22 protein-coding genes are annotated in these 24,078 nt (G+C 65.3%); 1 reads left to right on the forward strand and 21 read right to left on the reverse strand.

Annotation, left to right across the window (positions count from 1 at the left end):
* A partial coding sequence (locus ACT4OC_RS31380; RefSeq protein WP_444842950.1) for an amidase family protein occupies positions 1–239 on the forward strand: 239 nt, incomplete at its 5' end.
* Positions 240–295: 56 nt separating this feature from the next.
* Here ACT4OC_RS31380 and ACT4OC_RS31385 read toward each other — a convergent pair.
* The 21 genes from ACT4OC_RS31385 to ACT4OC_RS31485 form a co-directional block, all read right to left on the reverse strand.
* The gene (locus ACT4OC_RS31385; protein WP_444842951.1) at positions 296–1,132 is read right to left on the reverse strand and encodes a hypothetical protein; all 837 of its coding nucleotides are present in this window, start codon (positions 1,130–1,132) and stop codon (positions 296–298) included.
* Between the two features lie 304 nt (positions 1,133–1,436).
* Positions 1,437–3,026, reverse strand: a complete 1,590-nt coding sequence (locus tag ACT4OC_RS31390) for an isochorismatase family protein (RefSeq protein ID WP_444842952.1) — start codon at positions 3,024–3,026, stop codon at positions 1,437–1,439.
* Positions 3,027–3,081: 55 nt separating this feature from the next.
* On the reverse strand, positions 3,082–3,930 hold the full coding sequence (locus tag ACT4OC_RS31395; RefSeq protein ID WP_444842953.1) for an MBL fold metallo-hydrolase: 849 nt from the start codon (positions 3,928–3,930) through the stop codon (positions 3,082–3,084).
* 20 nt (positions 3,931–3,950) lie between these two features.
* Positions 3,951–4,832: an amidohydrolase family protein gene (locus ACT4OC_RS31400; protein ID WP_444842954.1), complete on the reverse strand. Its 882-nt coding sequence runs from the start codon at positions 4,830–4,832 to the stop codon at positions 3,951–3,953.
* Positions 4,829–5,941, reverse strand: a complete 1,113-nt coding sequence (locus ACT4OC_RS31405) for a vWA domain-containing protein (RefSeq protein ID WP_444842955.1) — start codon at positions 5,939–5,941, stop codon at positions 4,829–4,831. The genes ACT4OC_RS31400 and ACT4OC_RS31405 overlap by 4 nt, the downstream gene beginning before the upstream one ends.
* The gene (locus ACT4OC_RS31410; RefSeq protein WP_444842956.1) at positions 5,938–6,822 is read right to left on the reverse strand and encodes an AAA family ATPase; all 885 of its coding nucleotides are present in this window, start codon (positions 6,820–6,822) and stop codon (positions 5,938–5,940) included. The genes ACT4OC_RS31405 and ACT4OC_RS31410 overlap by 4 nt, the downstream gene beginning before the upstream one ends.
* 2 nt (positions 6,823–6,824) lie before the next feature.
* Positions 6,825–7,853: a xanthine dehydrogenase family protein molybdopterin-binding subunit gene (locus ACT4OC_RS31415; RefSeq protein WP_444842957.1), complete on the reverse strand. Its 1,029-nt coding sequence runs from the start codon at positions 7,851–7,853 to the stop codon at positions 6,825–6,827.
* Between the two features lies 1 nt (position 7,854).
* Positions 7,855–9,594, reverse strand: coding sequence for a xanthine dehydrogenase family protein molybdopterin-binding subunit (locus tag ACT4OC_RS31420; RefSeq protein ID WP_444842958.1), 1,740 nt, complete (start codon positions 9,592–9,594; stop codon positions 7,855–7,857).
* Positions 9,595–9,605: 11 nt separating this feature from the next.
* The gene (locus ACT4OC_RS31425) at positions 9,606–10,088 is read right to left on the reverse strand and encodes a (2Fe-2S)-binding protein (RefSeq protein ID WP_444842959.1); all 483 of its coding nucleotides are present in this window, start codon (positions 10,086–10,088) and stop codon (positions 9,606–9,608) included.
* A gap of 10 nt (positions 10,089–10,098) precedes the next feature.
* On the reverse strand, positions 10,099–10,923 hold the full coding sequence (locus tag ACT4OC_RS31430) for an FAD binding domain-containing protein (RefSeq protein WP_444842960.1): 825 nt from the start codon (positions 10,921–10,923) through the stop codon (positions 10,099–10,101).
* A gap of 1 nt (position 10,924) precedes the next feature.
* On the reverse strand, positions 10,925–11,377 hold the full coding sequence (locus ACT4OC_RS31435; protein ID WP_444842961.1) for an SRPBCC family protein: 453 nt from the start codon (positions 11,375–11,377) through the stop codon (positions 10,925–10,927).
* A 1-nt stretch (position 11,378) separates the two neighbouring features.
* Complete coding sequence (locus tag ACT4OC_RS31440; protein WP_444842962.1) at positions 11,379–11,816, reverse strand: SRPBCC family protein; 438 nt, start codon at positions 11,814–11,816, stop codon at positions 11,379–11,381.
* A gap of 6 nt (positions 11,817–11,822) precedes the next feature.
* Positions 11,823–14,441, reverse strand: coding sequence for a flotillin domain-containing protein (locus ACT4OC_RS31445; protein WP_444842963.1), 2,619 nt, complete (start codon positions 14,439–14,441; stop codon positions 11,823–11,825).
* A 27-nt stretch (positions 14,442–14,468) separates the two neighbouring features.
* Positions 14,469–15,356 (reverse strand): phosphoenolpyruvate hydrolase family protein, encoded by an 888-nt coding sequence (locus tag ACT4OC_RS31450; protein ID WP_444842964.1) that lies wholly within the window; start codon positions 15,354–15,356, stop codon positions 14,469–14,471.
* A gap of 3 nt (positions 15,357–15,359) precedes the next feature.
* Positions 15,360–17,588, reverse strand: coding sequence for an ABC transporter permease (locus tag ACT4OC_RS31455; RefSeq protein WP_444842965.1), 2,229 nt, complete (start codon positions 17,586–17,588; stop codon positions 15,360–15,362).
* The gene (locus ACT4OC_RS31460; protein ID WP_444842971.1) at positions 17,581–18,357 is read right to left on the reverse strand and encodes an ABC transporter ATP-binding protein; all 777 of its coding nucleotides are present in this window, start codon (positions 18,355–18,357) and stop codon (positions 17,581–17,583) included. Before ACT4OC_RS31460 ends, ACT4OC_RS31455 begins: the two co-directional genes overlap by 8 nt.
* A gap of 23 nt (positions 18,358–18,380) precedes the next feature.
* Positions 18,381–19,442, reverse strand: coding sequence for a branched-chain amino acid ABC transporter permease (locus tag ACT4OC_RS31465; protein WP_444842966.1), 1,062 nt, complete (start codon positions 19,440–19,442; stop codon positions 18,381–18,383).
* Between the two features lie 3 nt (positions 19,443–19,445).
* Positions 19,446–20,462: a branched-chain amino acid ABC transporter permease gene (locus ACT4OC_RS31470; RefSeq protein WP_444842967.1), complete on the reverse strand. Its 1,017-nt coding sequence runs from the start codon at positions 20,460–20,462 to the stop codon at positions 19,446–19,448.
* Between the two features lie 149 nt (positions 20,463–20,611).
* On the reverse strand, positions 20,612–21,448 hold the full coding sequence (locus ACT4OC_RS31475) for a helix-turn-helix domain-containing protein (RefSeq protein WP_444842968.1): 837 nt from the start codon (positions 21,446–21,448) through the stop codon (positions 20,612–20,614).
* Between the two features lie 136 nt (positions 21,449–21,584).
* Positions 21,585–22,640 (reverse strand): hypothetical protein, encoded by a 1,056-nt coding sequence (locus ACT4OC_RS31480; RefSeq protein WP_444842969.1) that lies wholly within the window; start codon positions 22,638–22,640, stop codon positions 21,585–21,587.
* A 107-nt stretch (positions 22,641–22,747) separates the two neighbouring features.
* Positions 22,748–24,013, reverse strand: a complete 1,266-nt coding sequence (locus ACT4OC_RS31485) for an ABC transporter substrate-binding protein (RefSeq protein ID WP_444842970.1) — start codon at positions 24,011–24,013, stop codon at positions 22,748–22,750.
* Between the last annotated feature and the right edge of the window lie 65 nt (positions 24,014–24,078).

The raw sequence follows: 24,078 nt of genomic DNA on the forward strand, positions 1-24,078 counted from the left end.
TATTGAACGACGTCCGCCCGAACTGGTTTCCCTGGACCATGCCGTTCAACATGACCGGCCATCCCGCGGTCAGCCTGCCTTGCGGCTTCGGGACCGATGGCCTGCCGATCGGCATCCAGCTCGTCGGACGGTTCCGCGGCGACGTCGAACTCCTGCGCGTCAGCGCACTGTTCGAGGCCGCGCAGGATTTGCTCGGGAAATGGCCGAGGCTGGGGCAGGATGAGATTAGCTTTGGTTGAGCGGCATCGGCAGTTCACCTCTCCCTTCGGGAGAGGTCGGCGGAGCTATGAGCCGATCACTTCAATTGATCGCGCTTAGTGCGGGAACGCTCTAGGCATTGTTTTGTCCACTCTTCATATCGGGCCTTACTGGCCTTGATGGTACGGTTCTGCGCACCGAGGATAGTTTGCAACTCTGCACAATGGGGTGCGTTTGCGAGCGATTTTAGAATGTTTGCGGCAGCAATGGCTGCATGGTGAAGGTCCGATACATATTCGTCAGAGCCTAAAACGGCAGCGATCTCTTCTCTTACTGGCAATGGATCATCTTTCCGGAGCACCTCTTCGAAAAGGCTCTTCCTCAATTGTTCGGTTAGCCTAGCCAGAGAGTTCGCCAGATGGGCATCTTGCTCAGGCGTCGCCATCTGCATTCCATAGCGCTTAGCGATGTCGTAGATTGCGTAGAAGAGTTGATCCGAGAGCGAAGACGCCTCTTTGCCCCGCGAATCCAAAATAATCTCGATCTGATCAAGCGCATCGGAAAGCAGTTCTCGATGCCGAGCAGAGCGAAACGGCTGCGACTTTGTATGATTGCTCGGTTCGACGGACGGCGGCGCTTGTTCTGCTGCGTCCGAGTGCCCCGAGTGGGACGGTTCTCCAGTGCCGAGGCGGCTAATGTGCCAGAACATTCCAAGGGCGATAAGGACCGCTCCCAAGATGATCGTGGCCAATGGCCCGTTTTGCAGCTTCATGTGTGTGCTGGACTCAATGCCCAAAATGAGGCTGTAGGTCAGCCATGCCAGACCGATGCCAGCGAGAGTATAACTGAGCGGCCTAGGCATCTTAGGCCAAAAGTCCGGAGCAACGATGGCCAGAAAGCCGAGGCCAATCGCAAGTCCTTCTGCCATTGTCATGCCGATTGTCCCCTCGGCAGCTTAGCCTAGAGGCGGGAGAATCTGAACAGGTGCAACTTCCTTTGAATCAAGATCGGTCCCGGGTTGTGGCGTTTGCGCCATAATATCGGACCGAGCCTGCCGGAAGGTCGATTCAACCAAATTTCATCGCGCCCTAGCCATGGCAGGACGCATCAAACGTCTGCGCGTCGCCCGAAGCGTCCCTGCAACCGCCGCGAGGCTACTTTGCATGGGGTTGTTTTCGATATTTTGGTTGGGTCGGGCATGCCCCGCGGACGGGCAGGGCTAGCCCCGTGAGGCAGCCTCAGGACCACGACCCGACCAGCGCGTCGATATCCGTCACCACGGCCACATTCTGAAGGGCGTAGTTCACGGAGGCCGTATGCCATTCGGCGTTCATCGTCGAGCAGCAATCCTCCGGCACCACCATGTAGTAGCCCTTGTCGGCTCCCGTGCGTGAGGTGTGCTCGATCGACATGTTGGTCCAGGCCCCGGTGACGATGACGATGTCGCGCTTCAAGGCTTTCAGCACGGTTTCGAGCCGCGTTCCTTCCCAGGCGCTCATGCGCTGCTTCTCGACGACGTGGTCCCCCGCTTGAGCCTCGAGGCCCGGCACGGGGGCGGCGCCCCAGCTTCCGCGCACCATCGCGCGTGCATCCGCAAGGCCCTCGAACAGCGGCGCATTCATCGTCACGCCGGGGCAGCCGGCTTCGACCACGAACCAGACGTGGATAACGGGAATGCCGCGCGCGCGGGCCGCCGCCGCCAGCCGCGAAGCGTTGGCAATCGCGTTCTGCTCCCGGCAGTGGATCGGCGAACCGGAAGCTGCGAAGGCACCGCCTTCCATCACCACGTCGTTCTGCATGTCCTGGATAATGAGCGCACAGCGCGAGGGATCGAGCGCATAGCCGGGGGCCGCCTTCATCGTGCCGTTGCGGGCGACGCTGGCGCCAGGCTGGGGCGCCGCTCCGCTTTGTCCCGCCGCTTGCCGCATGTAGGGTTCGATGCGCGGGCCGACTTTGGTCTCCACCGCATAGACCGAATGGGTCGCGGTGAGGAACAGCGTGCGAAAATCCGGACCGCCCCAGGTGAGATTGCCGACGAGTTCGGGCACGCGCACCTTGCCGATCAGCGCGCCGTCCGGCGCGTAGACGAAGACGCCGCCGGGCGCGCAGACCCAGACGTTGCCTTGCACATCGCATTTCATGCCATCAGGCACGCCCGGCTCGCTCGGCGAATAGATGCCGGAGGCGAAAATTCGTCCTCTGGCAAGCATGCCGTCCGCCTGGACCTCGAACACCCGGATCAGCTGCTGCACCGTATCGTTGATGTAGAGCAGGCTTTCGTCCGGTGAGAAGCAGAGCCCGTTCGGCTGCTCGAACAGATAGCGGTCCACCAGCAACTGCGGTTTGCCGCCGCCCGGCGGCAGGCGATAGACGCCCTGAAATCCAAGCTGGCGCGGCCGCTCCACTCCGTAGACGGGCATGCGGCCATACCAGGGATCGGAAAAATAGATCGAACCGTCCGATCTGACGCAGACATCGTTGGGGCTGTTCAGCTCCATCCCCTCGAAATGCGAGGCGAGTGTCTCGCGCCGCCCGCCCGGTCTCTCCCGCACGAGGGTTGACGTCGCGTGCTCGCAGACGATGAGGTTGAGCTCGGCATCATAGGTCATGCCGTTGCACTTGTTCGCCGGCTTCATCACCTCCCGGATGCCGGTCGAATCGTAGCGGCGGCGCACATCGCCCGGCATGTCGGAGAACAGCAGGAAGCCTTCCCGCGGGTGCCAGACCGGCCCTTCCGTGAACTGGAATCCGGTACAGATCTGGCGCACCGGCGCCCAGAGATCGATGAGATCGGCAAAGCCCGGCCGGACGGCGACATGCGTTGTCATGACGAACCCCTTAGGCAGCGGTCGGGCGGTCGTTCGCGCCGCCCGCTGTCATTGCTTACATCGGGAACCAGTTGCGCGGCGGCAGGCTCTGCACCACCGGGCCGGGAATGGCCATGTCCATTCGCCCGATCACCTGTCCGCCGGCAATCTTCGCGGCCTTGTCGTGCACCGGAAGCACGAATTTCGAACCGGCGAGCAGCTTCTTGATCGCGGCCTTCTCCTCGCGTTTGGAGACGCCGTGATTGCCGGTCACGCGCGGCTCATTGGCGTGAATCTCGTGGAATGGATTCACCACCTGGGCGTTGAAATCGTAAATCACGTCGCCGCAAATCGTGGCACGGCCCTCGACCGTATCGACATGGACGTTCATCGAGCCCTCGGTGTGCGCGCCGGCGGCCTCCATGTAGCAGCCGGGGAAAAGCTCGATCATGCCGCTGAGCTCGAGGTCTTCCAGGCGCAAGGCGTCCTTGGTGTGCAGCCGGTCGATCAGGTGCTTGATGTCGGGCGCGGGATATTGCGGGTGCATCAGGCCCGAGACCGAATATTCCAGCTCGCGCCGGTTGATGATCACGGTGGTGTTCATCGGGAAGAGTTCGTCCTTGCCCGCGTGGTCGATATGAAGGTGTGTGTGCAGCACGTAGCGGACGTCGCCCATCCGCACGCCGTATTTCGCCAGCTGGTTCTCGATCATGTTCTCGTGGAACTGGAGGCCGCGCATGCCGAGGCTCTCCATGATCGCGTTGTTGCGATAGCCGGTATCGACCACGATGGGCCAGGGTCCGCCCAGGATCAAAAAGCCATAGGTCGGGACACGGCGGGTGCGACCGCAATCGTGCCCCAGCACGAGAAAGCTCGCCTCGAGCTCGATGTCGCCATAGTCGAGCACCTTGATCTCCAAAGCCATCTGGCCCTCCCATTCCCTAACTATTTGCCGAGCCGGTAAACCCGGCGTGCAGTTCCGTTGAAGACGCGATCATGATCGGCTGCCGGCACGCCCGCGCGATGCGCTGCGACGAGTGCGGCATAGCTCGTCCAAAGCTTCTCGATGGGGAAGTTCGAGCCGAACAGACATCGCTCCGCTCCAAAAAGCGCCAGCGTTTCGCGCGCGACGAAAGCGACATGCGCCGGATCGTTGCGCCGGAGGAACGTGCCTAGGCCCGACAGCTTGCTGACGATATTGGGGCAGTCGGCGAGGCGCTTCATGCCCGTGCGCCATGATGCGATGCCTTCCGGCGTCAGGTCCTCGAGCATGCCCGCATGCTGCAGAACGAAGGTCACTTCCGGGCAGGCCCTGGCCAGCTCCGCCGCACCCTCCATCTGGCCGGCGAACACCTGAAGGTCGAAACTCCAGCCATAGTCGGCAAGCCGCGCAACATTGCGCTGCAGGATCGGATGGCGCGCCAGATCGGGCACCTGAGCAAAGCGGTAGAGTGGATTTTCATGCCAATGGAGCTGCATCCGAACGCCGCGAACGCTGGGTTCGGCGGCCAATGCATCGAGTTGCGGCCGGATGTCCTCGGAAAGCATGTCGGCATAAGCCACGACCGCGATCGGAAAGGCTGCACGGTGGGCGGACTCTGCCACGAACCGCACCTCGTCCAGCGCCCGCGCGGGCGCCCAGTTGGCCTGCACGTAGACGGCTCCGGTGACGCCTTCGGGCCGGCAATCGGCGAGATATTCCTCGACCGGATAATCGCGGCGGATCGGCTCATAGGGTCCGAAAATGCGCGGCTGCATCGGTCCCAGCAGCCACGGCAGATCGGCCTGCAGCCAGATGTGGAAATGCGCGTCGACGAGACCTGTCATGCTGCGCGCGCCTCCCCGATGGCAAGGATCGCCCGGCAGAGCCGCGAGGTGGAGCTCGCATCGCCGAGCGAGGCGAGCAGCGGACGGATGGCGCGCAGCGCTTCGGTTTCGGGCCGGTACTGCGGATCGACCGCGAGCGGCGTGAACCAGTCGATGCGGAAGGCGCGCGCCGCCAGGCGATGCACGGCGCGGATCATCGCGGAGGGGTCTCCACGCTCGAGCCCGTCCGAGAGCACGATGATGTTCGCTCCGCGGGCATAGCCGGCAAAGCGCGGCACGGCGAGGAACGCTTCGAGCGCATCGCCGATCCTTGTGCCGCCGTCCCAGTCGGCGACGAGGGTGGAGGCTTCGGCAAGTGCGTGCTCGCGATTCTTGAGCCGCAACGCGCGGGTGAGGCGCGTGAGCCGCGTGCCGAATGTGAAGACATCGACGCGCGGCATCGCGTGGACGACTTCATGCGCCAGCGCCAGATGCGCATCGCTGCGCTGTTTCATCGAGCCCGACACGTCGACCAGCAGCAGAACGGGGCGTGGGCGCGTGGCGCGCCGCAGCCGCTTCAGGCTCATCACCTCGCCTTCGTTGCGCATTGCCGCCCTCAGGCTCCGTGCGAGGTCGATGCCCTTGCCGCGCCGCGCCGCCGTGTGGCGATAGCCGCGCCGGCGGGGCATGGAATCGGGCAGGGCGGTGCCAAAACGCCGCAGCGTCTCTGCATCGTCCGGCGCGCGCAGGGCGCGTATCGCGAGAGCTTCCGCCCGGGTGGCGGCCTGGCCCGTCTCGCTGATATCCTCCCCGATTGCGATCTCTTCGGTGCCGATATCGTCCTGCACCTGCATCTCGTCATCGGGCTGCCACTCGTCCTCTCCCGGCTCGCCGACGGCTCCGAGGAAATGCATGTCGAACAGGGCATCGAAGCGCGCCCGCTGCTCGGGCGAGGGCGCGAGCGTCGCAACCGCGGCCTTGCGCACATGCTCGATCGTGCGCGGGCCGAGCAATTCCACCGCCTGAAGGAAACTTACCGTCTGCTCGGGCGCGATCATGAATCCGTGCTCGCGCAGCAAGACCGGAAAGCCGATCAGCGGGCGCACCGCGCCGGGCACCTTCACGCTCATGCCGCCATCCCCGGTATGAACTGGGCGAGGCGAGGACGCAGATGAGCGAGGTCTTCCTCGTCCTTGATCGCCGCGCCGAGGGAGCGACGGAACGCCTCCGGCCAGGATGCGCCGGTGCGGGCGAGGGCGGTGGCGGCCTCGGCCCAGTCCACCGCCTCGGCAACGCCCGGAGGCTTCGAGAGCGGCTCGCCTCGCAGGATGCCGACGGCCGCCACCACCGCGCGCGCCGTGCTTTCCGCGACGGCGGACGAGCGCAGCATGATGATCTCGGCCTCGCGCGCCGGATCGGGATAGGCGATGTAGTGGTAGACGCAGCGCCGGCGCAGCGCCTCATGCAGGTCGCGCGTGCGGTTCGAAGTGAGGATCACCACCGGGCGTTCTGCGGCACGCAGCGTGCCGCGCTCGGGGATCGAAATCGAGAAATCGGAGAGGAATTCGAGCAGGAACGCTTCGAACTCATGGTCGGAGCGGTCGATTTCGTCGATCAGCAGCACGGTCGAATCCGGCCGGCGCAGCGCCGTGAGCATTGGGCGCTCGATCAGGAATTCGTCGCGGTAGATATCCGTGCTGGTTCCCTCCTGCGCCTGCCGGATCGCCAGCATCTGGCGGGGGTAGTTCCATTCGTAGAGCGCTGCTGCGGCGTCGATCCCCTCGAAACATTGCAGGCGGATCAATTGTCGCCCGAGGATGCCGGCGATGGCCTTCGCGGCCTCCGTCTTGCCGACGCCCGGCGCGCCCTCCAGCAGCAGCGGCTTGCCGAGCGCGAGCGCGAGATAGCCTGCGGTCGCGATCCCGTCATCGGCGAGATAGAGAGCCGCCCTAAGCGCGTCCGCGAGCGCTTCAGGGCTGGAAATGCCGGCGACGGTGCTGCGCAGCGCCATGGTCAACCGCCTCGCCTTGCCTGCGGGCGTGCGCCGCCATTGGCGCGGATACCGCGCAACACTTTTTCGGGCGTGATCGGCAGTTCGTCCACGCGCACGCCGACGGCGTTGAACACGGCATTGGCCACCGCCGGCAAAACTGGATTGGCGCACATTTCGCCGGGCCCCTTGCCACCAAACGGGCCATCCGGTGCCGGGCGCTCCAGCACGCTTACCGAATAGGGCGCGATATCGCCCGGCCCCGGCATCAGGTACTCGTTGAAATCGCGCGGACCGTGATCCGGATTGGGATAATAGGGTTCCGGCGTCTCGAACAGCGTATGGCTCTGGCCCATCCAGGCCCCGCCGACCAGTTGCTGCTCCACCATTTTCGGATTGAGCGCCCGGCCAAGCTCATAGGCGCTCGCCATGCCGAGCACCGTTACTTCGCCGGTCTCGTCATCGACCTCCACATCCGCCACGAGGCAGGCATGGGCGAAGGCGGTGTTGGGGTTCATCTCTCCGGTTTCCGGATCGACTGCGGAGAGCGGAATGAGAAAAATGCCGCGCCCGGCGATCGTCTTGCCCTGCTTGAACTGCGCGGCTTGCGCGGTCGCCTTCACGGTGATCGAGCGGGAAGGGGCGCCGCGCACATGGATATTGCCGCGCCCGTCGGTGACGAGATCGGCGGCGTTGACCTCGAGCTCTTCGGCCGCAGCTTCAAGCAGGACGCCGCGGGCCTCGCGCGCCGCCGCAATCACCGCGTTGCCCATGCGATGCGTGCCGCGGGAGGCGAACGAGCCCATGTCGTGCGGGCCGGTATCGCTATCGGCCGTATCGACATAGACATCCTCGATCGGCACGCCGAGCGTTTCCGCCGCAACCTGCCGCGTCACCTGCTTCATGCCCTGGCCGAGATCGATCGCGGAAAGCGCCACGGTGAACTTGCCATCGGGGTTGGAGTGGATCAGCGCCTGGCTGGGATCGCCGCCGAGATTCATGCCGATCGGATAGTTGACGGCAGCCATGCCGCGGCCTCTGTGCCGTGCCATTTCACCGCCTCCTTGTTCCGAAGACCGAGGAGAAGCGCATCGCCCCGTGTTGAGGCTGGGCGGCTGGAGCCGGCGTGGCTGGAGGGGGCGCGCCAGGCTGGGGCGGCGGAGCGGCAGGCATGGTCGTGACGAGCGGCGCTGGGGCTTGCACCGCCGGCTGCGCCATCGGGCGCGCCGGCTCGTAGCGCGGCACGTTCGGCGCCACCGGGCGCGCGTCGCGGCTGCCTTCCAGCTCCGGCTGTTTCGTCAGCGGGATGCGCATGGTGCCGGCCGGCAGGGTCTGCGTCGCAGGGGCATTGCGCGTCTCAGGGCGGCCGATTTGCCCGCGCTGATCGATGGGCGTGGCGGGGATCTGCCCGCGCTCGCCCTGTCCGCCGCCCTCGAGCGAGGATTGCCGCCGGGCGCTTTCGGAGAGCGGCCAGCGCGCTTTCTCCGCCGCCACCTGCACGCATTCGATCAGCGCCGTGTTCTTCGCCACGCGCCGATGCGCTTTCATGTCGTTATCGCGATAGGCGTTGAGGATCCGGAACTCCATCGGATCCAGGTTCACGGCATGGGCGAGCTTGTCCATTTGCACTTCGAGCGCAAAATCGACCGCCGTGATGCCGAAGCCGCGCATCGCCGTGGACGGGCAGCGGTTCGTGTAGGCCACGCAGATGTCCGAGGAGACATTCGGGATCCAGTAGGGGCCCGGCACATGCGCCGTGCACTTGATGGCGGCATAGGAGGAGAGACGGGTATAGGCGCCGGCGTCGAAATAGGAACGGATATGGCGCGCAACGATGCGCCCATCGCGCATCAGCCCGTCCTTGATGTAGATGCGCTCGGCGCCGCGCGGCGAGCCGTAGAGCATCTCCTCCTCGCGATCGAGCACGTAGCGCACGGGCCGGCCCGTCAGCATCGCGCCGAGGATCGCGAGCGGTTCGGTCAGCGAATCCACCTTGCCGCCGAAGCCGCCGCCCACGGTGCCGCCGATGAAGTGCAGCCGGTTCGATTCGATGTCGAGGATCTTTGCCGCCGTGCCCAGCGAGAAGAACAGCCCCTGCGCGCAGGAATGCACGACGAAGCGGTTGTTCTGCTCCGGCGCGGCGATCGAGCCGTTGGTCTCGGTCGGAGCATGCTCGATGGGAGAAGTCTGGTAGCGCTCCTCGATCACGAGGTCGGCGGCGCCGAAGGCCTTCTCCGTGTCGCCGAAGCGCAGCTTCTGATGATCGAATTTCTCGTGGTACTCGAAGTAATTGTGTGGATAGGTTTCGTTGACGACCGGCGCGCCGGGCTTGAGCGCCTCCTCGACGTCGAAGACGGCCGGCAGCGTTTCGTAGTCGATCCGCACCAGCTTGCGCGCAGCCATCGCGGCGGCCTCGCTTTCGGCGATAACAGCCACGACGGGTTCGCCCTTGTAGTGGACCTTGTCGACTGCAAGTGTGGGCTCGTCGTCCTTGCCGAAATTGATCAGGCTGAGCAAGGTATTCTTGTTCACCGGCACATCCGCCGCCCGCAGAATGCGCTTCACACCGGGCGCGCGCTCTGCCGCGCCGACGTCGATGGAGCGGATGCGGGCATGGTGATGCGGGCTGCGCACGACCTTGAGGTGGAGCAAGCCTTCGAAGGCGTGATCGTCGAAGAAGCGCGAGCGCGCCGTGACATGGCCCGGCATATCCTGGCGCTGGATGCCCTTGCCGATGACGTTGAGATTGTCATCGCGCTCGTTGGCGAAGAAGTCTTTCCGGATATCGAGCATCGCGTTCTCCCTCAGGCGCGCTTCTGGCCGCGAGCGGTGGCCGCGGCGAGAATGGCGCTGATGATCGGCTCATAACCGGTGCAACGGCAGATGTTCCCCGCGATCGCTTCGATCACATCCTCCCGACTGGGGTTCGGGTTGCGGTCGAGGAGCGCACGGGCAGCCATCAGCATGCCGGGCGTGCAGAAGCCGCATTGCGCTGCGAAATTATCCATGAACGCGACCTGAAGCGCATGCAGATTCGGCCCGTCCGCCAGGCCGGAGGCCGTCTCGACATGGCGGCCCTCGCAGGCGACCGCCAAAGTGAGGCAGGCGAGCTGCGGTTCCTCATCGATCAGCACGGTGCAGGCCCCGCATGTGCCCTGTCCGCAGCCATATTTCGGCGCGAACTCGTTGAGCCCGCGCCGCAGCGTGGTGAGGAGATTCTCGGCGGCGTCGGTGAAGGCCGCGCGGTCCGATCCATTGAGGCGAAATTGAACGGGGATCTTTGCCATGCGGGGTTCCTCAATGTCCTTCGCCGGTCAGGAGCCGCCCGAGATGCACCGGCAGAACTTCACGGCGATACCATTCGGTAGCGATGGCGTCGGTGGCGGGCCGGGTGCCTTCGAGCGCGGCAGCCTTCGCAGCCTGAATGCCGGTTGCATCGAGCGTCTTTCCTTCGAGTGCGCGCTCGGCCCCCCGCGCCCGCACCGGTGTAGGGGCCATCGCCCCGTAGGCGATGCGCGCCTGGCTGATCCGCCCGCCGGCATTGGGCAGGTGGGCAGCGATGCTCATTACCGAAAGGCCCTTCGGCTTCACCCGGCTCACCTTGTAGAACCGGAAATCTGCCGCGTTCTGCGGCCTTGCAAACTGCACGGCCGTGACGAGACCGGAAGATCCGCGTTCACGCGAGTTGAGAAACTCCTCGATCGCGATGGCGCGAGCGGAACCGTAGCCCGATTGCACCATCACCTGCGCATCGAGCGCCAGCAGCGCAACGGCAAAATCGCCATAGGGCGTTCCGGCAAAGAGGTTGCCGCCGATCGTCGCCATCTGCCGTATGGCGGGGCCGCCCACGGCGCGCGCGGCGGCGTGGAGATAGGCGAGATCCCGGTTATTCAACACCATCGCCATCGTCACGCCCGCGCCGAGCTCGATGCGTGCGCCGGAAGTATTCATCTGGCGGAAGGCGGGATCGGTAATCCGCAGCAGCGTGCCCTCGAGGAGCCGCCCTTCGTTGACATCCCGCATCACGAGAGTGCCGCCCGAGAGCAGCTTCGTCCGCTGGTCCGCAGCAAGAAGGCCTGCGGCCTCCGCCATGCTGGTTGCAACGCGCACGTCGAGCGGCATGTCAGATGCCCTCCGTTTGCAGTTGTGGGAGCCGGCGCACGGCCTCCATACCGGCGACGTAGACCTCTTCTCCCACCATGCGCGCCAGTTCCTCCTCGCGCCCCGGCGGGGTGGTGAAGCGGCTTTCCCAGTGCCAGAAGCTGCGATTGCCGTCCGTCACCGGCAGCAGGCGGATGTGCGCGACGTAGTTGAAGAGAGGGATCGGCGTATCGAGCAGGCAGTAGCTGCAGGTCATTTCGAGATCGGAGAGCGAGAGCAATTGCTCGCGCAGCTCGCTGCCGTCCTCGAGCGTGAAGCGGCGAACGCAGCCGACCTTGTCGACCGGATGGCCGCGTTCGATCAGGCTGGTGGCCACGATAGGATGGTACTGGTCATGCGCATTGAAGTCGCGTACCACCGCCCAGAGCCGGTCCACGGGCACATCGACGATCGTGCTGCGAACGACCTTCGGCACGTCAGCCTCCGAAGGCGCGCTTGAGCGCGTCAAAGCCGCCCTGGAACACGCCTCCGCCGATGTTGGAAACCAGCTCGCCTTCCTTGTCCGGGGCGCAGTCGAATTCGGCCGACCATTCGATGAAGGTCCTGTCCTGGTCGGTGATCGGCGTAAGCCGCAGGGTCGCCACGTAACTGGTCAGCGGCATGGGCGAGTCGAGGATCGAGTAGGTGCAGAACATGTCGTAATCGGAGAGGCCGAGCAGTTGCTCGCGCAGCCGGTCGCCGTTTCGGAGCGAGAAGCTGCGGATGCAGCCCACCTTGTCCGCCGGCTCGCCATTCTCGATCCGGCTTTCGGCAATCGCCGGATGCCAGTTCGACAACCCGTTGAAATCGCGCACGCGGGACCAGACCCGCGCCGCGGAGGCGTTGATAACGCTGGATACGTATACCCGGGCCATTACCCCTTACTCCTTGGCCTTGCCGCCGCCGGACCCGCCATCCCTCGGCTTCGCACCGGGCGCATCCTTCGGCTTGGCGCCGGGCGTCTCCTTGCCGATGCGCTGCATGTCGCTTGCTTCGCGGATCAGCCCGCCCATCCGCGCAAGGCTTCCGCCCTCGATGCCGATCTCCTTCAGCACCTCGTCGATCAGCGGCGCCTGCACGCGGTAGCGCAACGCGCTCTCGATCACTTCGTCCGTCGGCGTGCGCGCGGCGGAACCGCCGTTGCCCCCACCGGCGAGGCCGTCCACATGCAGGATCCTGATGCCGTCGATCTTTTCCATCGGCTTGACGCTCTCGCGCACGATACCCTCGATCCGATCGAGCAGGCGGCGGCGGAACAGTCCGTAGCGTGCGCCGTCCGACAGAACGTTCTCGGCCTCGTAGAGCAGTTTCTGCGCTTCCGCTTCCACCGCGCGGCGCACCTTGTCGGCGCCGGCGGCGATGCGGGCTTCCTCTGCCGCTTTCTCGGCGAGCATCACCTCGACGACCTTGCGCCGCTTGGCGCCTTCGCTCTCCTGCACCGTCTTCACGGCTTCTTCCGCTTCCACGGCCTTGGCGCGGGCCTGTTCGGCCTTCACCTGGGCTGCGGATTCCTCCAGCGACTTGGCATAGAGCGCGATGGCCTTCTCCATCGCGGCGTTCTCCACGTCCCGCTCGCGCTCGATCTCGAGTTTGCGCAGGTCGCGCTGGCGTCCCACGCGCGCTTCGTCGAGCCCGCGATCGGATGAAATGCGCGCACGTTCCACCTCCTCGTTGGAAGTGATCTGTGCCTCCTGCAGCGCTTGGGCGCGGGCGATCTCGAGTTGCTCGAGCGCCCGCCGGCGTTCCACCCGCGTGGCTTCGAGCGCCTGTTCGCGGGCGATGTCGACCTTCTCGATTTCCTGCCTTGCGACGATTTCGGCCTGGCGCAGCACCCTGTCGGCATCGGCGCGTTGGACCTTCTTGGCGGCGAGCGCGATGGCGCGCTCTTCCTCGGCAACCTCGATCGTCCTCTTCTGGTCGATTTGCAGCATTTCGCGGGTCTTGGAAGAGGCGATACGTTCCTGCTCGAGCTTGAGCTCGGTGGCGATGCGTTGCCGCTCCACATTGTCGCGCTTGAGGATTTCCTCGCCCTCGAGTGCCGCCGCGCGCTGGATCTCCAGCTCCCGCGTTGCGAGCTCGGCGGCGATACGTTCCGCCGCCAGCGACTTCTCCTGGGCGATGCGCGCAGCTTCCGTGGCCTCGCGGGCGGAGATTTCCGCGGCGTCCAGGGCCTTGTTGCGTGCGATCTGGAGCGCGCGCACGCGCTCCTCCTGCGCGATGCGAGCCGATTCGATGGCTTCGCGGGCGGCAATGTCCTCCTGTTCGAGAGTGCGGGTTCGTTCGATTTCGCGGTTGCGCACCTCCTGCTCGCGGGCGATACGCTCCGCATTGACGGCGGCTTCCTGCAGGATGCGCGCCTTTTCGGTGGTTTCGCGAGCCGCGATCTCTGCGGATTCGAGCACTTTGGTGCGCTCGATTTCCTGCTGGCGGATGTCGCGTTCGGAGGCGATGCGGGCGGAATTGATGGCCTGCTCATTCGCGATCCGTGCTTTCTCGACCTGCTCGCGCGCGGTGATCTCGGCTTCCTCGACCGCGCGCGTCCGCTCGATTTCCTTCTGGCGGATGTCGCGATCGGAGGCGATGCGCGCTTCGCTGATGGCGCGCTCGTTGGATATCCGCGCCTTCTCGATTTCCTCGCGCGACTGGATCTGCGCCTGCTCGGCTTCCGTGTCGCGCGCAGCGCGTTCACGCGCCACCTCGGCGCGCTGCATGGCGCGGCGAATTTCGATCTCCCGCTGCTGTTCGAGCCGTGCCGACTCGCTCTCCCGCTCGATGTCGAGCGACTGGCGCTCGGCTTCGAGGTTGCGGGTGCGGATCTTGATCATCGCCTCCTGTTCGATGTCGTTCCTCAGCTTCCGCTTCTCCTCGATCTCCCCGATGATCCGCGTGAGACCTTCCGCATCGAAGCGGTTGGAGGGGTTGAAATACTGCAGGTCGGTCTGGTCGAGATTGGTGATGGCGACGCTTTCGAGCTCGAGCCCGTTCTGGTCGAACGCCTCGGCAGCCGACTCCTTCACGCGCTGCACGTAGGTGCCGCGCTTCTCGTGCATCTCCTCCATCGTCATCTCGGAGGCGATCGAGCGCAGCGCCGAGACGAGCCTGCCGGAAAGCAGTGTGTTCAGCTGATCGGGCTGCAGCGTGCGCCGCCCGAGCGTGGCGGCCGCGACGGATACCGCCTCGCGTTGCGGGCGCACGCGCACATAGAACTCGGCGTCGATATCGACGCGCATCCGGTCGCGGGTGATGAGCGCGTCGTCGTTCGCGCGGGTCACCGCCATCCGCAGGACGTTCATGTTGACGGGCGTGACGTCGTGGATGATCGGCAGCACGAAGGCGCCGCCGTTGATCACCACCTTTTCCCCGAAGAGGCCGGTGCGGACGAACGACACCTCCTTCGAGGAGCGGCGGTAGAGCCAGTTCACCAGATAGACGATGATCGCAATGACGATCACCGCCACGATGAGCCAGAGAATGAGGGTTCCGATCAGTTGCCCCGTCATGTCGTTCTCCCGTCCGCCGACCCGGTCCTACCGGGTGGCGCTTGAACGGCGGGTCGTCCCCGCCGGGTTTTCGTCTGCGCCGCCCTTGCGGCCGATCGTCTTGAAAGCTCGCGTCTGGTCGCGGATCGCCACTTCCACCGGCAGCCGCTCCATCGAGGAGGCGCCATAGAAGCCGTGGCAATGCCGCGTGTTCTTCATGATGAAGTCGGCATCCGCAGGCTCGGCCACCGGGCCGCCATGTACGAGGATGATGACCTCCGGATTGACCGAGAGCGCCGCCTCGGCCCAGCGATCCACGATCGCAGGGCAATCGGCCAGCTTCAGCGCCGTTTCCGCGCCGATCGAGCCGCCGGTGGTAAGGCCGAGATGGCAGACGATGATATCCGCGCCGGCCTTGGCCATGGCGAGCGCATCCGCATCCGAGAACACGTAGGGCGTGGTGAGAAGGCCCTTGCGGCCCGCGAGCGCCACCATCTCCACCTCGAGGCCGTAGCCCATGCCGGTTTCCTCGAGGTTCTGCCGGAACACACCGTCGATCAGCCCGACGGTCGGGAAATTCTGCACGCCGGAGAAGCCTATCCGCTTCACCTCGTCGAGAAAGACGTCCATCGAGCGGAACGGATCCGTACCGCATATCCCGGCGATAACAGGCGTGTGCTTCACCACCGGCAACACCTCGCCCGCCATGTCCATCACGATCGCATTGGCATCGCCATAGGGCATCATCCCGGAGAGTGAGCCGCGGCCGGCCATGCGGAAGCGGCCGGAATTGTAGATGACGATGAGATCGATCCCGCCAGCCTCCTCGCATTTGGCGGAAAGTCCCGTGCCGGCGCCGCCGCCGACGATCGGCTCGCCGCGGGCGATCATGGCGCGATAGCGTGCGAGAAGGTCGGATCGAGGGAAGCTGGGCATCGGTCAGGTCCTGCCGGATGCGCCGCGCGAGCGGCTCTGGTGCAAGGCGCGGAAATGCTGCGCCAGGGCGGAGGCGAAAGCTGGATCGTTGATGTGATGAGGAAGCCGGAGGATCTGGCGGTTGGCCGTCACCCGCACCGTTTCGATGATGGCGCCGAACAGCGCGGCATCCGCCTCCGGATCCCAGAAGGCTTTTCCCGGCGCATCGAGCGCGGACACGCCGCCTTCCGGCAGCAGGAAGCGCACCGGGCCTTCCATCAGATTGAGTTTCTCGCCGATCCAGCGCCCCATCCGCCGGTTCTCTTCCGCCCTGGTGCGCATCAGCGTGACCTGCGGATTGTGCGGATACAGGTTGCGATTGCGGTAATGCGCCGGAACAGTGTCCGGCGCACCGAAATTCACCATGTCGAGCGCGCCGACCGAGGCTACGTAGGGAAGGCGGGTGCGGATGATGGCCCCGAAGCGGTCTTCGGTGGCCGCCAGAATGCCACCCATCATCATGTCGCAGACCTCGGTCGTCGAAACGTCGATCACGCCTTGCATCAAACCGGAATCGATCAGCTTTTCCATCGACCTGCCGCCGATGCCGGTGGCGTGGAAGACCAGCGGCTCCCAATCCTTTTCGATCAGCTTGACGACCTGCTGCACGCACGGCGTCGTGACGCCGAACATCGTCATGCCGACCAGCGGACGATCGGCGGCGCGCCGGCCCGGGCTTGGCGCGTTCTGCTCGATCCAGTTGCGCGCCATCGCCGCCATCGCATGCGCTCCGTTGCCGAGCACGGCGCGCGAAACCCGGTTGAGGCCCTGCACGTCGGTCACGGAATGCATCATCGCGATGTCGGTCGGTCCGACATAGGCGGCGACATTGCCCGCCGCCATGGTCGAGATCATGATCTTCGGCACGCCGACGGGCAGCATCTGCATCCCGGCCGTCGCGATCGCCGTGCCGCCGGAACCGCCGGCGGAAATGATGCCGGCAACGTTCTGCTGCTGGCCGATCCAAGCGCGGAATGCCTCCGTCATGGCGGCCACCGCCGTGCCGCGATCGCCCGAGGCGATGCCGGCGGACCCCATTGGCGAGGCCAGCGCGACTTCCTGTGCGGAAACGTCGGCGCCCTGATTGCGGCCAACCGTGGACAGATCGACGAGCCGCGTGCGGAGGCCCGCAGCCCTGATGATGTCGCGGATATGGCGCAGCTCCTCACCCTTGGTATCGAGGGTGCCGGCAATGATGACGTGCGGCTCCTGCGGGGCGCGCGCGGCGAGCGGAGAAACATCGCCCACGCGCCGGCCGTCGAGCGTTGCGAGGGTGGGGCGCGACACGGTCCGTGCCGCAGCCTCGATCCGTGCTGCGGGGACGTCCGCCGACCAGCGCGTCGGCTGCGCCGGATTGGCGTTGTAGATCCGCGTCGGCCCCTGCGGCGCGCTCTCGGCGGGCCTGCGCGGCGCGGCGGCGCCGGGCGCGCCGTTCCCTTCGGTTTCGTCGTGGCTGTGGCGGCCAACGCCCAGCAGTCGCTGCTGGAGGTCGCGGTCGGCGGCGAGCGTCTGCGAGGCGATGACGCGATGGATCCGGCCGTTGACCATGATGGCCACGGGATCGGACATCTGGGTTGCGACGCCGATGTTCTGCTCGATGACGAGGATCGAGACATCGCCCTCCGCGGCGAGCCGAACCAGCGTTTCCTCGACATGGGCGACGATGACCGGCGCGAGGCCCTCGGTCGGCTCGTCCATGATCAGCAGGCGCGGATTCATCAGGAGTGCCCGGCTGATCGCCAGCATCTGCTGTTCACCGCCAGAGAGCTGGCCGCCACCATTGTGGCGCCGTTCGGCAAGGCGCGGGAACAGTTCGTAGATGCGCTCCGGCGTCCAGTTTCCCTTGGCGGTCGACATCAGGCGCAGATGCTCGTCCACCGTCAGCGATCGCCACAGCCGGCGCCCCTGCGGCACATAGCCAATGCCCATCCGGGCGATCTCCGCCGGTGTCCGCCCGGTGAGTTCCTCGCCCATGAAGCGGATCGATCCGGAAGAGACCCGGACAAGGCCCATGATCGCCTTGCACATCGTGGTCTTGCCCATGCCGTTGCGGCCGACGACGGAGAGCACGCCGGAATGGAGCGAAAGATCGACGCCCTGAAGCGCGTGGCTTCTTCCGTAGAAGACATTCACGCCCTGCAGCTGCAGGAACGGCGCGGACGAACCCGTCGGGCGGTGTGGACGCTCAGCCATGTCCGCCTCCGAGGTAAAGTTCCTGGACTTCGGGATCTTCCTCGATTTCCTCGGGGCGGCCCTCCTTGAAGATGCGGCCATTGTGCATCATCGTGACGCTTTCGACGACGCGCAGGGCGACATCCATGTCGTGCTCGATGATGATGTAGCCGATGTGGCTCGGCAGCGAGGTAAGGATGTCGATCAGGTCGCGTCTCTCGGTGGGCGAGAGTCCCGCTGCCGGTTCGTCGAACAGGATGAAGCGCGGCGCGCCCGAGAGCGCGAGCGCGATTTCGAGCTGCCGCTGCTGGCCATAGGCCAGTTCACCGACCAGGCGTTCCTTCTCGTCGGTCAGATGCACGGCTTCGAGCAGCACGTCCGCGGCGTACACCAGGGCGTCGTCCGGGCGGGGCCGGATCAGCGAGAAGCGGTTTCGCGAAACACCGCGGCAGGCGAGGTAGACATTGTCCATCACGCTCAAGCCGGTGAAGAGGGAAGATATCTGGTAGGTGCGGCGCAAGCCCCGGCGGATCCGCTCGTGAGGCGGGAAGGCCGTCACGTCCTCGCCGAAAAACCGGATCAGGCCTGCCGTGGGGAGAAAATCGCCGGTGATGCAGTTGAACAGCGTGGTCTTGCCCGCGCCGTTCGAGCCGAGAACGGCCCGCCTTTCGCCCGGCTTTACCGACAGCGTCACATCCGAAATCGCGGCCAATGCTCCGAACATCTTGGTGATGCCGCGCAGTTCGAGAGCATTGCCGGAGGCGGGGTTGCTTGCCCCGAGCAGGTTCATCCGGGAGGGCGCGACAGGCGCGTTCATGCCCCGTCTCCCGTCGCGGCGGCGTCGCGCGCCGCAACCTGCGCGCGCCAGCGATCCCACAGGCCCAGCACGCCATCCGGCGAGAACAGCACCACTGCCAGGAAACCGATGCCGATGATCAGCTTGAAGCGGTCCGCCGAGAAGCCGAAAAAGCCGAGAATGTCCGACGAGAACACCTGCAGCAGCACGTAGATGAAGGCACCGATGAACGGTCCGAGCGGGCGGCGCAGTCCGCCGACCACCGCGACCACGAGTATGTCGATCGCGGCGGAAATGCCGATCGTGCCCGGCGCGATCTGCGCGTTCTGCCAGACCAGAAGGATGCCGCCCATCGAGGCGAAAACGCTTGCCAGCGCGTAGGCCGCCACGCGATGGGCGGTCACGTTGAAGCCCAGCGCCGCCATTCGGCGCGGGTTGTCGCGCACGCCCTGGAGGGCGAGCCCGAAGGGGGAGCGCGCGACATAGACGACTGCGCCGTAGCAAAGCGCGGCGCAGCCAAGGGTAAGATAGTAGAAGGGCAGGGGGTCGCGCCAGTTCACGCCGAACAGCTGCGGCGGCAGCACCAGGTTGAACCCGGAATAGCCGTTGAAGACCGAGTAGTTCTGCCGCGTGAAATAGAAGAAGGCCGCTGCGATCGCCAGCGTAATCATGATCGTGTAGATGCCTTCCGTGCGGACGGCGAGCGCGCCCGATACGGTGGCGAAAAGCGCCGCGATCAGGAACGCGGCAGGAAGCACGATCCACCAGGACAGGCCGAGGCTGACGGTGAGCACGCCCGACGGCCCGAGGATCGCCACCATGTAGCCGGCCGTCCCGGCGATCGACATTTGCAGCAGGCTCACCATTCCGCCATAGCCGGCGAGGAACATCAGGCTGAGCCCGATCATGCCCAGAATGAAGGTCCAGCCCATCACCTGGAACAGCCAGAAATCGCTGGCCACGACCGGCAGGAACAGCAGGACGATCGCGGCGATCCACCATGCGACGGGAATGCGATCCAGCCCGATCCGTTGATCGGCGCGGCTGGCCAGGCGAGGGAGGTTATCGGCGATCGACATGTCCTATCGCCTCGCGCCCAGGAGGCCATGCGGCCGAAACGCCAGCACCGCCGCCATGATCAGAAAGGTGAAAACGACCGAATAGGTCGGCGCGTAGACGAAGCCCATCTGCTCGGCCACCCCGATGATCAGCGCGCCGAGGGCCGCGCCGGCGATCGAGCCCATGCCCCCGACGATCACCACCACGAGGCTTGCCAGCAGGAAACGCGTGTCCTCCCCCGGCGACAGCGACTGGAACGTGCCACCGACGATGCCGGCCATACCGGCAAGCCCGGCACCGAAGCCGAACACCACGAGAAACACGAGCTGGATGCGCACGCCGGAGGCGGCCAGCATCTCACGGTCGTCGACGCCTGCACGGATCAGCATGCCGAGCGCGGTTCGGTTCAGAACGAGCCACATCGCAATGCCCATCACGATCGCCGCGATCAGGATCCAGACCCGCACGGCCGGGTAGCGCAGCCACGTAACCGCGCCGGTCGAGGCGTTGACGTTGCTCACCAGCGGCAGTTCCATCGGTCCCTGCAGGAATTGCGGGGCGAGGATCGAATAGGATTGCCCGCCCCACCACCAGAGCATGAGGTCGGCAAGGACGATCGAAAGCCCGATGCTGACCAGCGTCTGGCGGAGTTCTTCGCCTTCCATCTTCGAGAAGATGAAGCGCTGCATCAAAAGTCCGATCAGCGCCACCACGACGAAGACGACCGGGAAAGCCAGCAGCCACGAACCCGACGCGGTCGCGATCTCGAATCCGAGATATCCGCCGATCAGGAACAATGAGCCATGCGCGAGATTGACGATGCGCATCAGGCCGAAGATCAGCGTGAATCCGGCCGCCACCAGGAAATAGAGCGCGCCAAGCGTGATGCCGCCGAGCAGCGCATTCAGGAAGATCTGCTTGCGGCCCCAGCTCGCCGCCAGTTCGGGTGGCCAGGGCGCCAGCACGAGCCACAGGAACGCCGCAACCAACAGAATGACGATCAGGCTCCAGAGCGGATAACGCTTGATGAAATTTTCCATCTCAGAACGGCCCGACGGCTTCCGGTGGCGGACCTCCGCCACCGTTGGACAAAGGCTAGATTGAAGTTCCCGACCTGTCCTTTCCCAAACGTCTGTTCTTTAGCCCGAACGTCTCTTCTTTCGAGTTCCGCACCTCTTTGCTTGATCGATCAATGCGCGAGAGCCGAGACGCTGCGCCGGTACGCGCTCGGCGGCACGACGCCGTTGGCGATGAAGAAACGAGAGAAGCTTGCCGGGGTCGCAAAGCCGAGATCGAGCCCGATCTCGGAAACCGTTTCCACGCCTCTGGCCAATCGCTCTATCGCGCTCTCCATCCGTAGCGCATTGCGGAAGATTGTGGGGGGCAGGCCCATCTGCTCGCGAAACAGCTTGAAGAAATGCGGGCGCGAAAGGCCGGCGCTCCGCGAAATCTCTGCAAGGTCAACAGGTTCGCCGAGCTTGTCGCTCAGGAGGTTTATCGCGCGCCTGAGGCGGAAATCACGCAATACCAGGCCGTGGGCGGCCGGCCCGTCACCTGCGCTCGTCCATTGCCAGGTTTGATCGAAGGCCGCCTGGGTGAGAGCACCGAGGCGATCTTCGAAAGAGCCGTCGCTGCCGCCATGGGCGGAAAGCAGCCGCGCGGTTTCCGACGCAAGCCGGGTGATGTGATCGCTCATTTCGACGGCTGGCCTGCCGAAGCGCAGGATTTCGAAGGCCGTGTGGCTCGCATCGGCGAACCAGCCCGGGCGGATGTAGAGGACGAGCGTCAGCGTTGGTTGGCGCCGGTCGATCGGCGCGAAATAATGCGGTTGCCATGGACTGATTGCCGTCGCGTTCGCGGGCGTAAGCGGCAGGGTCTTGCCGTCGATGACCACGCTGGCGGCCGGGCCGCTGACGTGAAAGATCAGATGCCCCTCGCGATGGGCATGTGGCGCCATGGGGCGATCCAGCTCGTAAAGACAAGCGCGGCCGAACGCACCATGTGCGACCGCGTGGGCGATACTCATCGGTTTCCTCCCCGCCCATCTTCGTGCGCGGTGATCGATGAATTTATAAGGAGATCGTGCTGTGGCAACAGGCAAATCGCCTCGGTTGCCGCCGGCCCGCGCCGTTTGTCTCGTTCCGGGTGTTTCCTGTTCGTACTCACCAGGCAGCCTCGAGGATGCGGCGGCAGTCGCCAGGGGTCAGCCGCCGGGGGTTGGCAAGGGCTCCGGGGTCGTTCGCCGCCATTTCTGCAAATCGGTCGAACCGGGACGGATCGATTCCGATCTCGCGCAGGGACGTCGGCAGGCCGACGGCCCGGGCGAAAGCTCCGATTGCGGTGCTGAAGTGCAGTTCCCGCGTCGCCCTGGCAAAAGTCTCGGCCATGGTGTCGTATCGATCGCCGACGGCTTCGGTGTTGAAGTCGACCATCGCCGCCATCAATGGCGCATGCAGATCGCCCTGCACGACGCCGGGGCCGAGTTCGGCCTTGATCGGTTCGGCGAGCGCATCGACCCCGCCAACCGCTTTTTCCAGGGCAAGTCCGGCCGTCAATGCCGCCGCCATCAATTCGCGCTGCGCTTCCCGGTGCGTGGGCGAAGCAAGCGCCACCGGTAGCCAGCGCGTCAGCCGTCTTGTGGCTTCCAGCGCAAGCGCATCCGCTGGCGGGTGGTAGACAGGGCTTGCATAGGCCTCGATGGCGTGGACCAGCACCTCCATGGCAGCAGCCGCCAGGCGGCGAGAGGGCGCGCCTTCGAGCACGGTTGGATCGGCGATGATCCGGTCGGGGCGAGGGCAGGCGACGGGCGGGTCTTGCCCGAGGCGCACCCGCCGCGCCAGACCGAAATCGCAAAGGCTGGCCGGAACGGCGATCAGCGTAAGGCGTTCGCCTCGCCGCAACGCATGCTCTGCCGCGAGCCGCGCCTGCCCCACGGCCGCCGTTCCGCCCACGGCGATCAGCGTGTCCGTCTGGATGTCGTCCAGAGCGCTCAGGATCCGCGAGGTTGCGTCTCCGGCAGGAATGGCCCGATCGGCCCGTGCCAGGCTGATCGTCGTCTGGCTGAGCGACTCCTGCACGCGCGTGCACACGGCTGCGCTTCCGGGCTCGTCGTCGACGAGCACCAGCGCCCGGGCGAGCGGCCCAACTTCCTCGGGCAGCGCATCCTCGATCGCTGCTTCCGCGAAATGGGTGCGCGTGAGATAGCCGATCAGGGTCATCGAGACGCTCCCGGCGAGTCCGCGCCCTGGAGTCCGTAGTGGCGGATTCCCCAAGGAGTGGGCGGCCGGCTCGCAGTGCCGGCCGCGAACGACTCAACGGGACGCGCTCAGCCGCCTGCGCGCAACTTGGGACAGTCGACCGCGGTGCGCGACGGCAACCCGATGGCGCGGAACTGTTCCTTCGTCATGCCGAGCGTCTGGTTCACGTTCTCGGTCTTGGCGACCATCTTGCTCGTCATATTGCCATCCGGACCATCGACCACTTCGTTGACGAAGACGGTTCCGGTCGCCTGGCGGTTTTCGTTCAGCGTGACCTTGCCGACGGGGCTGGCGAGCTCAAGCTTGTTCAGAGCTGCCTTGAACTTCGCCTGTCCGTTCGACAGATCGCCCCCGGCCGCTTCGAGCCCTTTGATGGCGGCCAGCGTCGCCGTGTAGTATCCCAGGCCGAACAGCGACGGCGAGGGGAGACGTTTGTCGGCCGGGAAGCTGTCCTGATACAGCTTCACATAGGCGGTCCAGGCCGGGTCGGTGTTGTCGGCCGCGAACGGGCCCGAAGTCGGCGTGCCCTTCAGCACGTCCTTCGCCTTGCCCTTCGCCGTCAGAACCGTCTGGTCGGCCATGATGGTGCCGCCGATCAGGCGGGTCTTCTCGCCGGCCTGTTGATACTGGTTGAGGAAGTTGATCGCGTCCGTGCCGCCGAGACCGAGATAGATGGCGTCAACATTGTCCGGCAGCTGCGCGATGATGCCGCCGAAATCCGACTGGCCGAGCGGCTGCCAGAAGCGCTGGACGATGTCGCCGCCCGACTTGCAGAAGTCTACCGCGAAGCCCATGAAGTTCGTGTAGCCGAACGAATAATCGGCTGCGATCGTCGCCACGCGCTTCCAGCCCTTCTTTTTCACGACGTAGTTGCCGAGGCCGTAGCCCCATTGCGACCCGTCGAGGTTGAATCGGTAGAAGTTCGGCGCTGGATCGACCCAGGTGGTCTCGAGCGCGCCGGAAATGCCGTTGATCACCACCTTGTCGGGGATGGTCTTGGCGAAATCGCGCATGGCAATGCCTTCCGAGCCGGAAAGCGGTCCGAGGATGAGGTCGACCTTGTCCTGCTCTACGAGCTTGCGGGCCATACGGACCGTGGTGTCGGGTTTGGTATCCGTCGGAGCCACGACGGTTTCGACCTTCTTGCCGGCAATGGAGTTGTTCACCTGCTTGAGAGCCAGTTCGACATTGCGGACGCCGTCCTGGCCGCCGGTCGCGAAGGCGCCTTCGAGTGCGACCAGAATGCCGATCTTGATGGTGCCGCCTTGGGCGAGAGCCGAGCCGGGCAGCACAAGGGCGGCCACCGCGACGGCGCTGAGCAGAGACTTGCGCATTGTTGTTCCTCCCTGTGACGCGGAAGGAAGAATCCGGCCGCGACGCCGGACCTTCCCATGCGCGC

The sequence above is a fragment of the Bradyrhizobium sp. genome (assembly GCF_052389815.1).
Classification (GTDB): Bacteria; Pseudomonadota; Alphaproteobacteria; order Rhizobiales; family Xanthobacteraceae; genus Bradyrhizobium.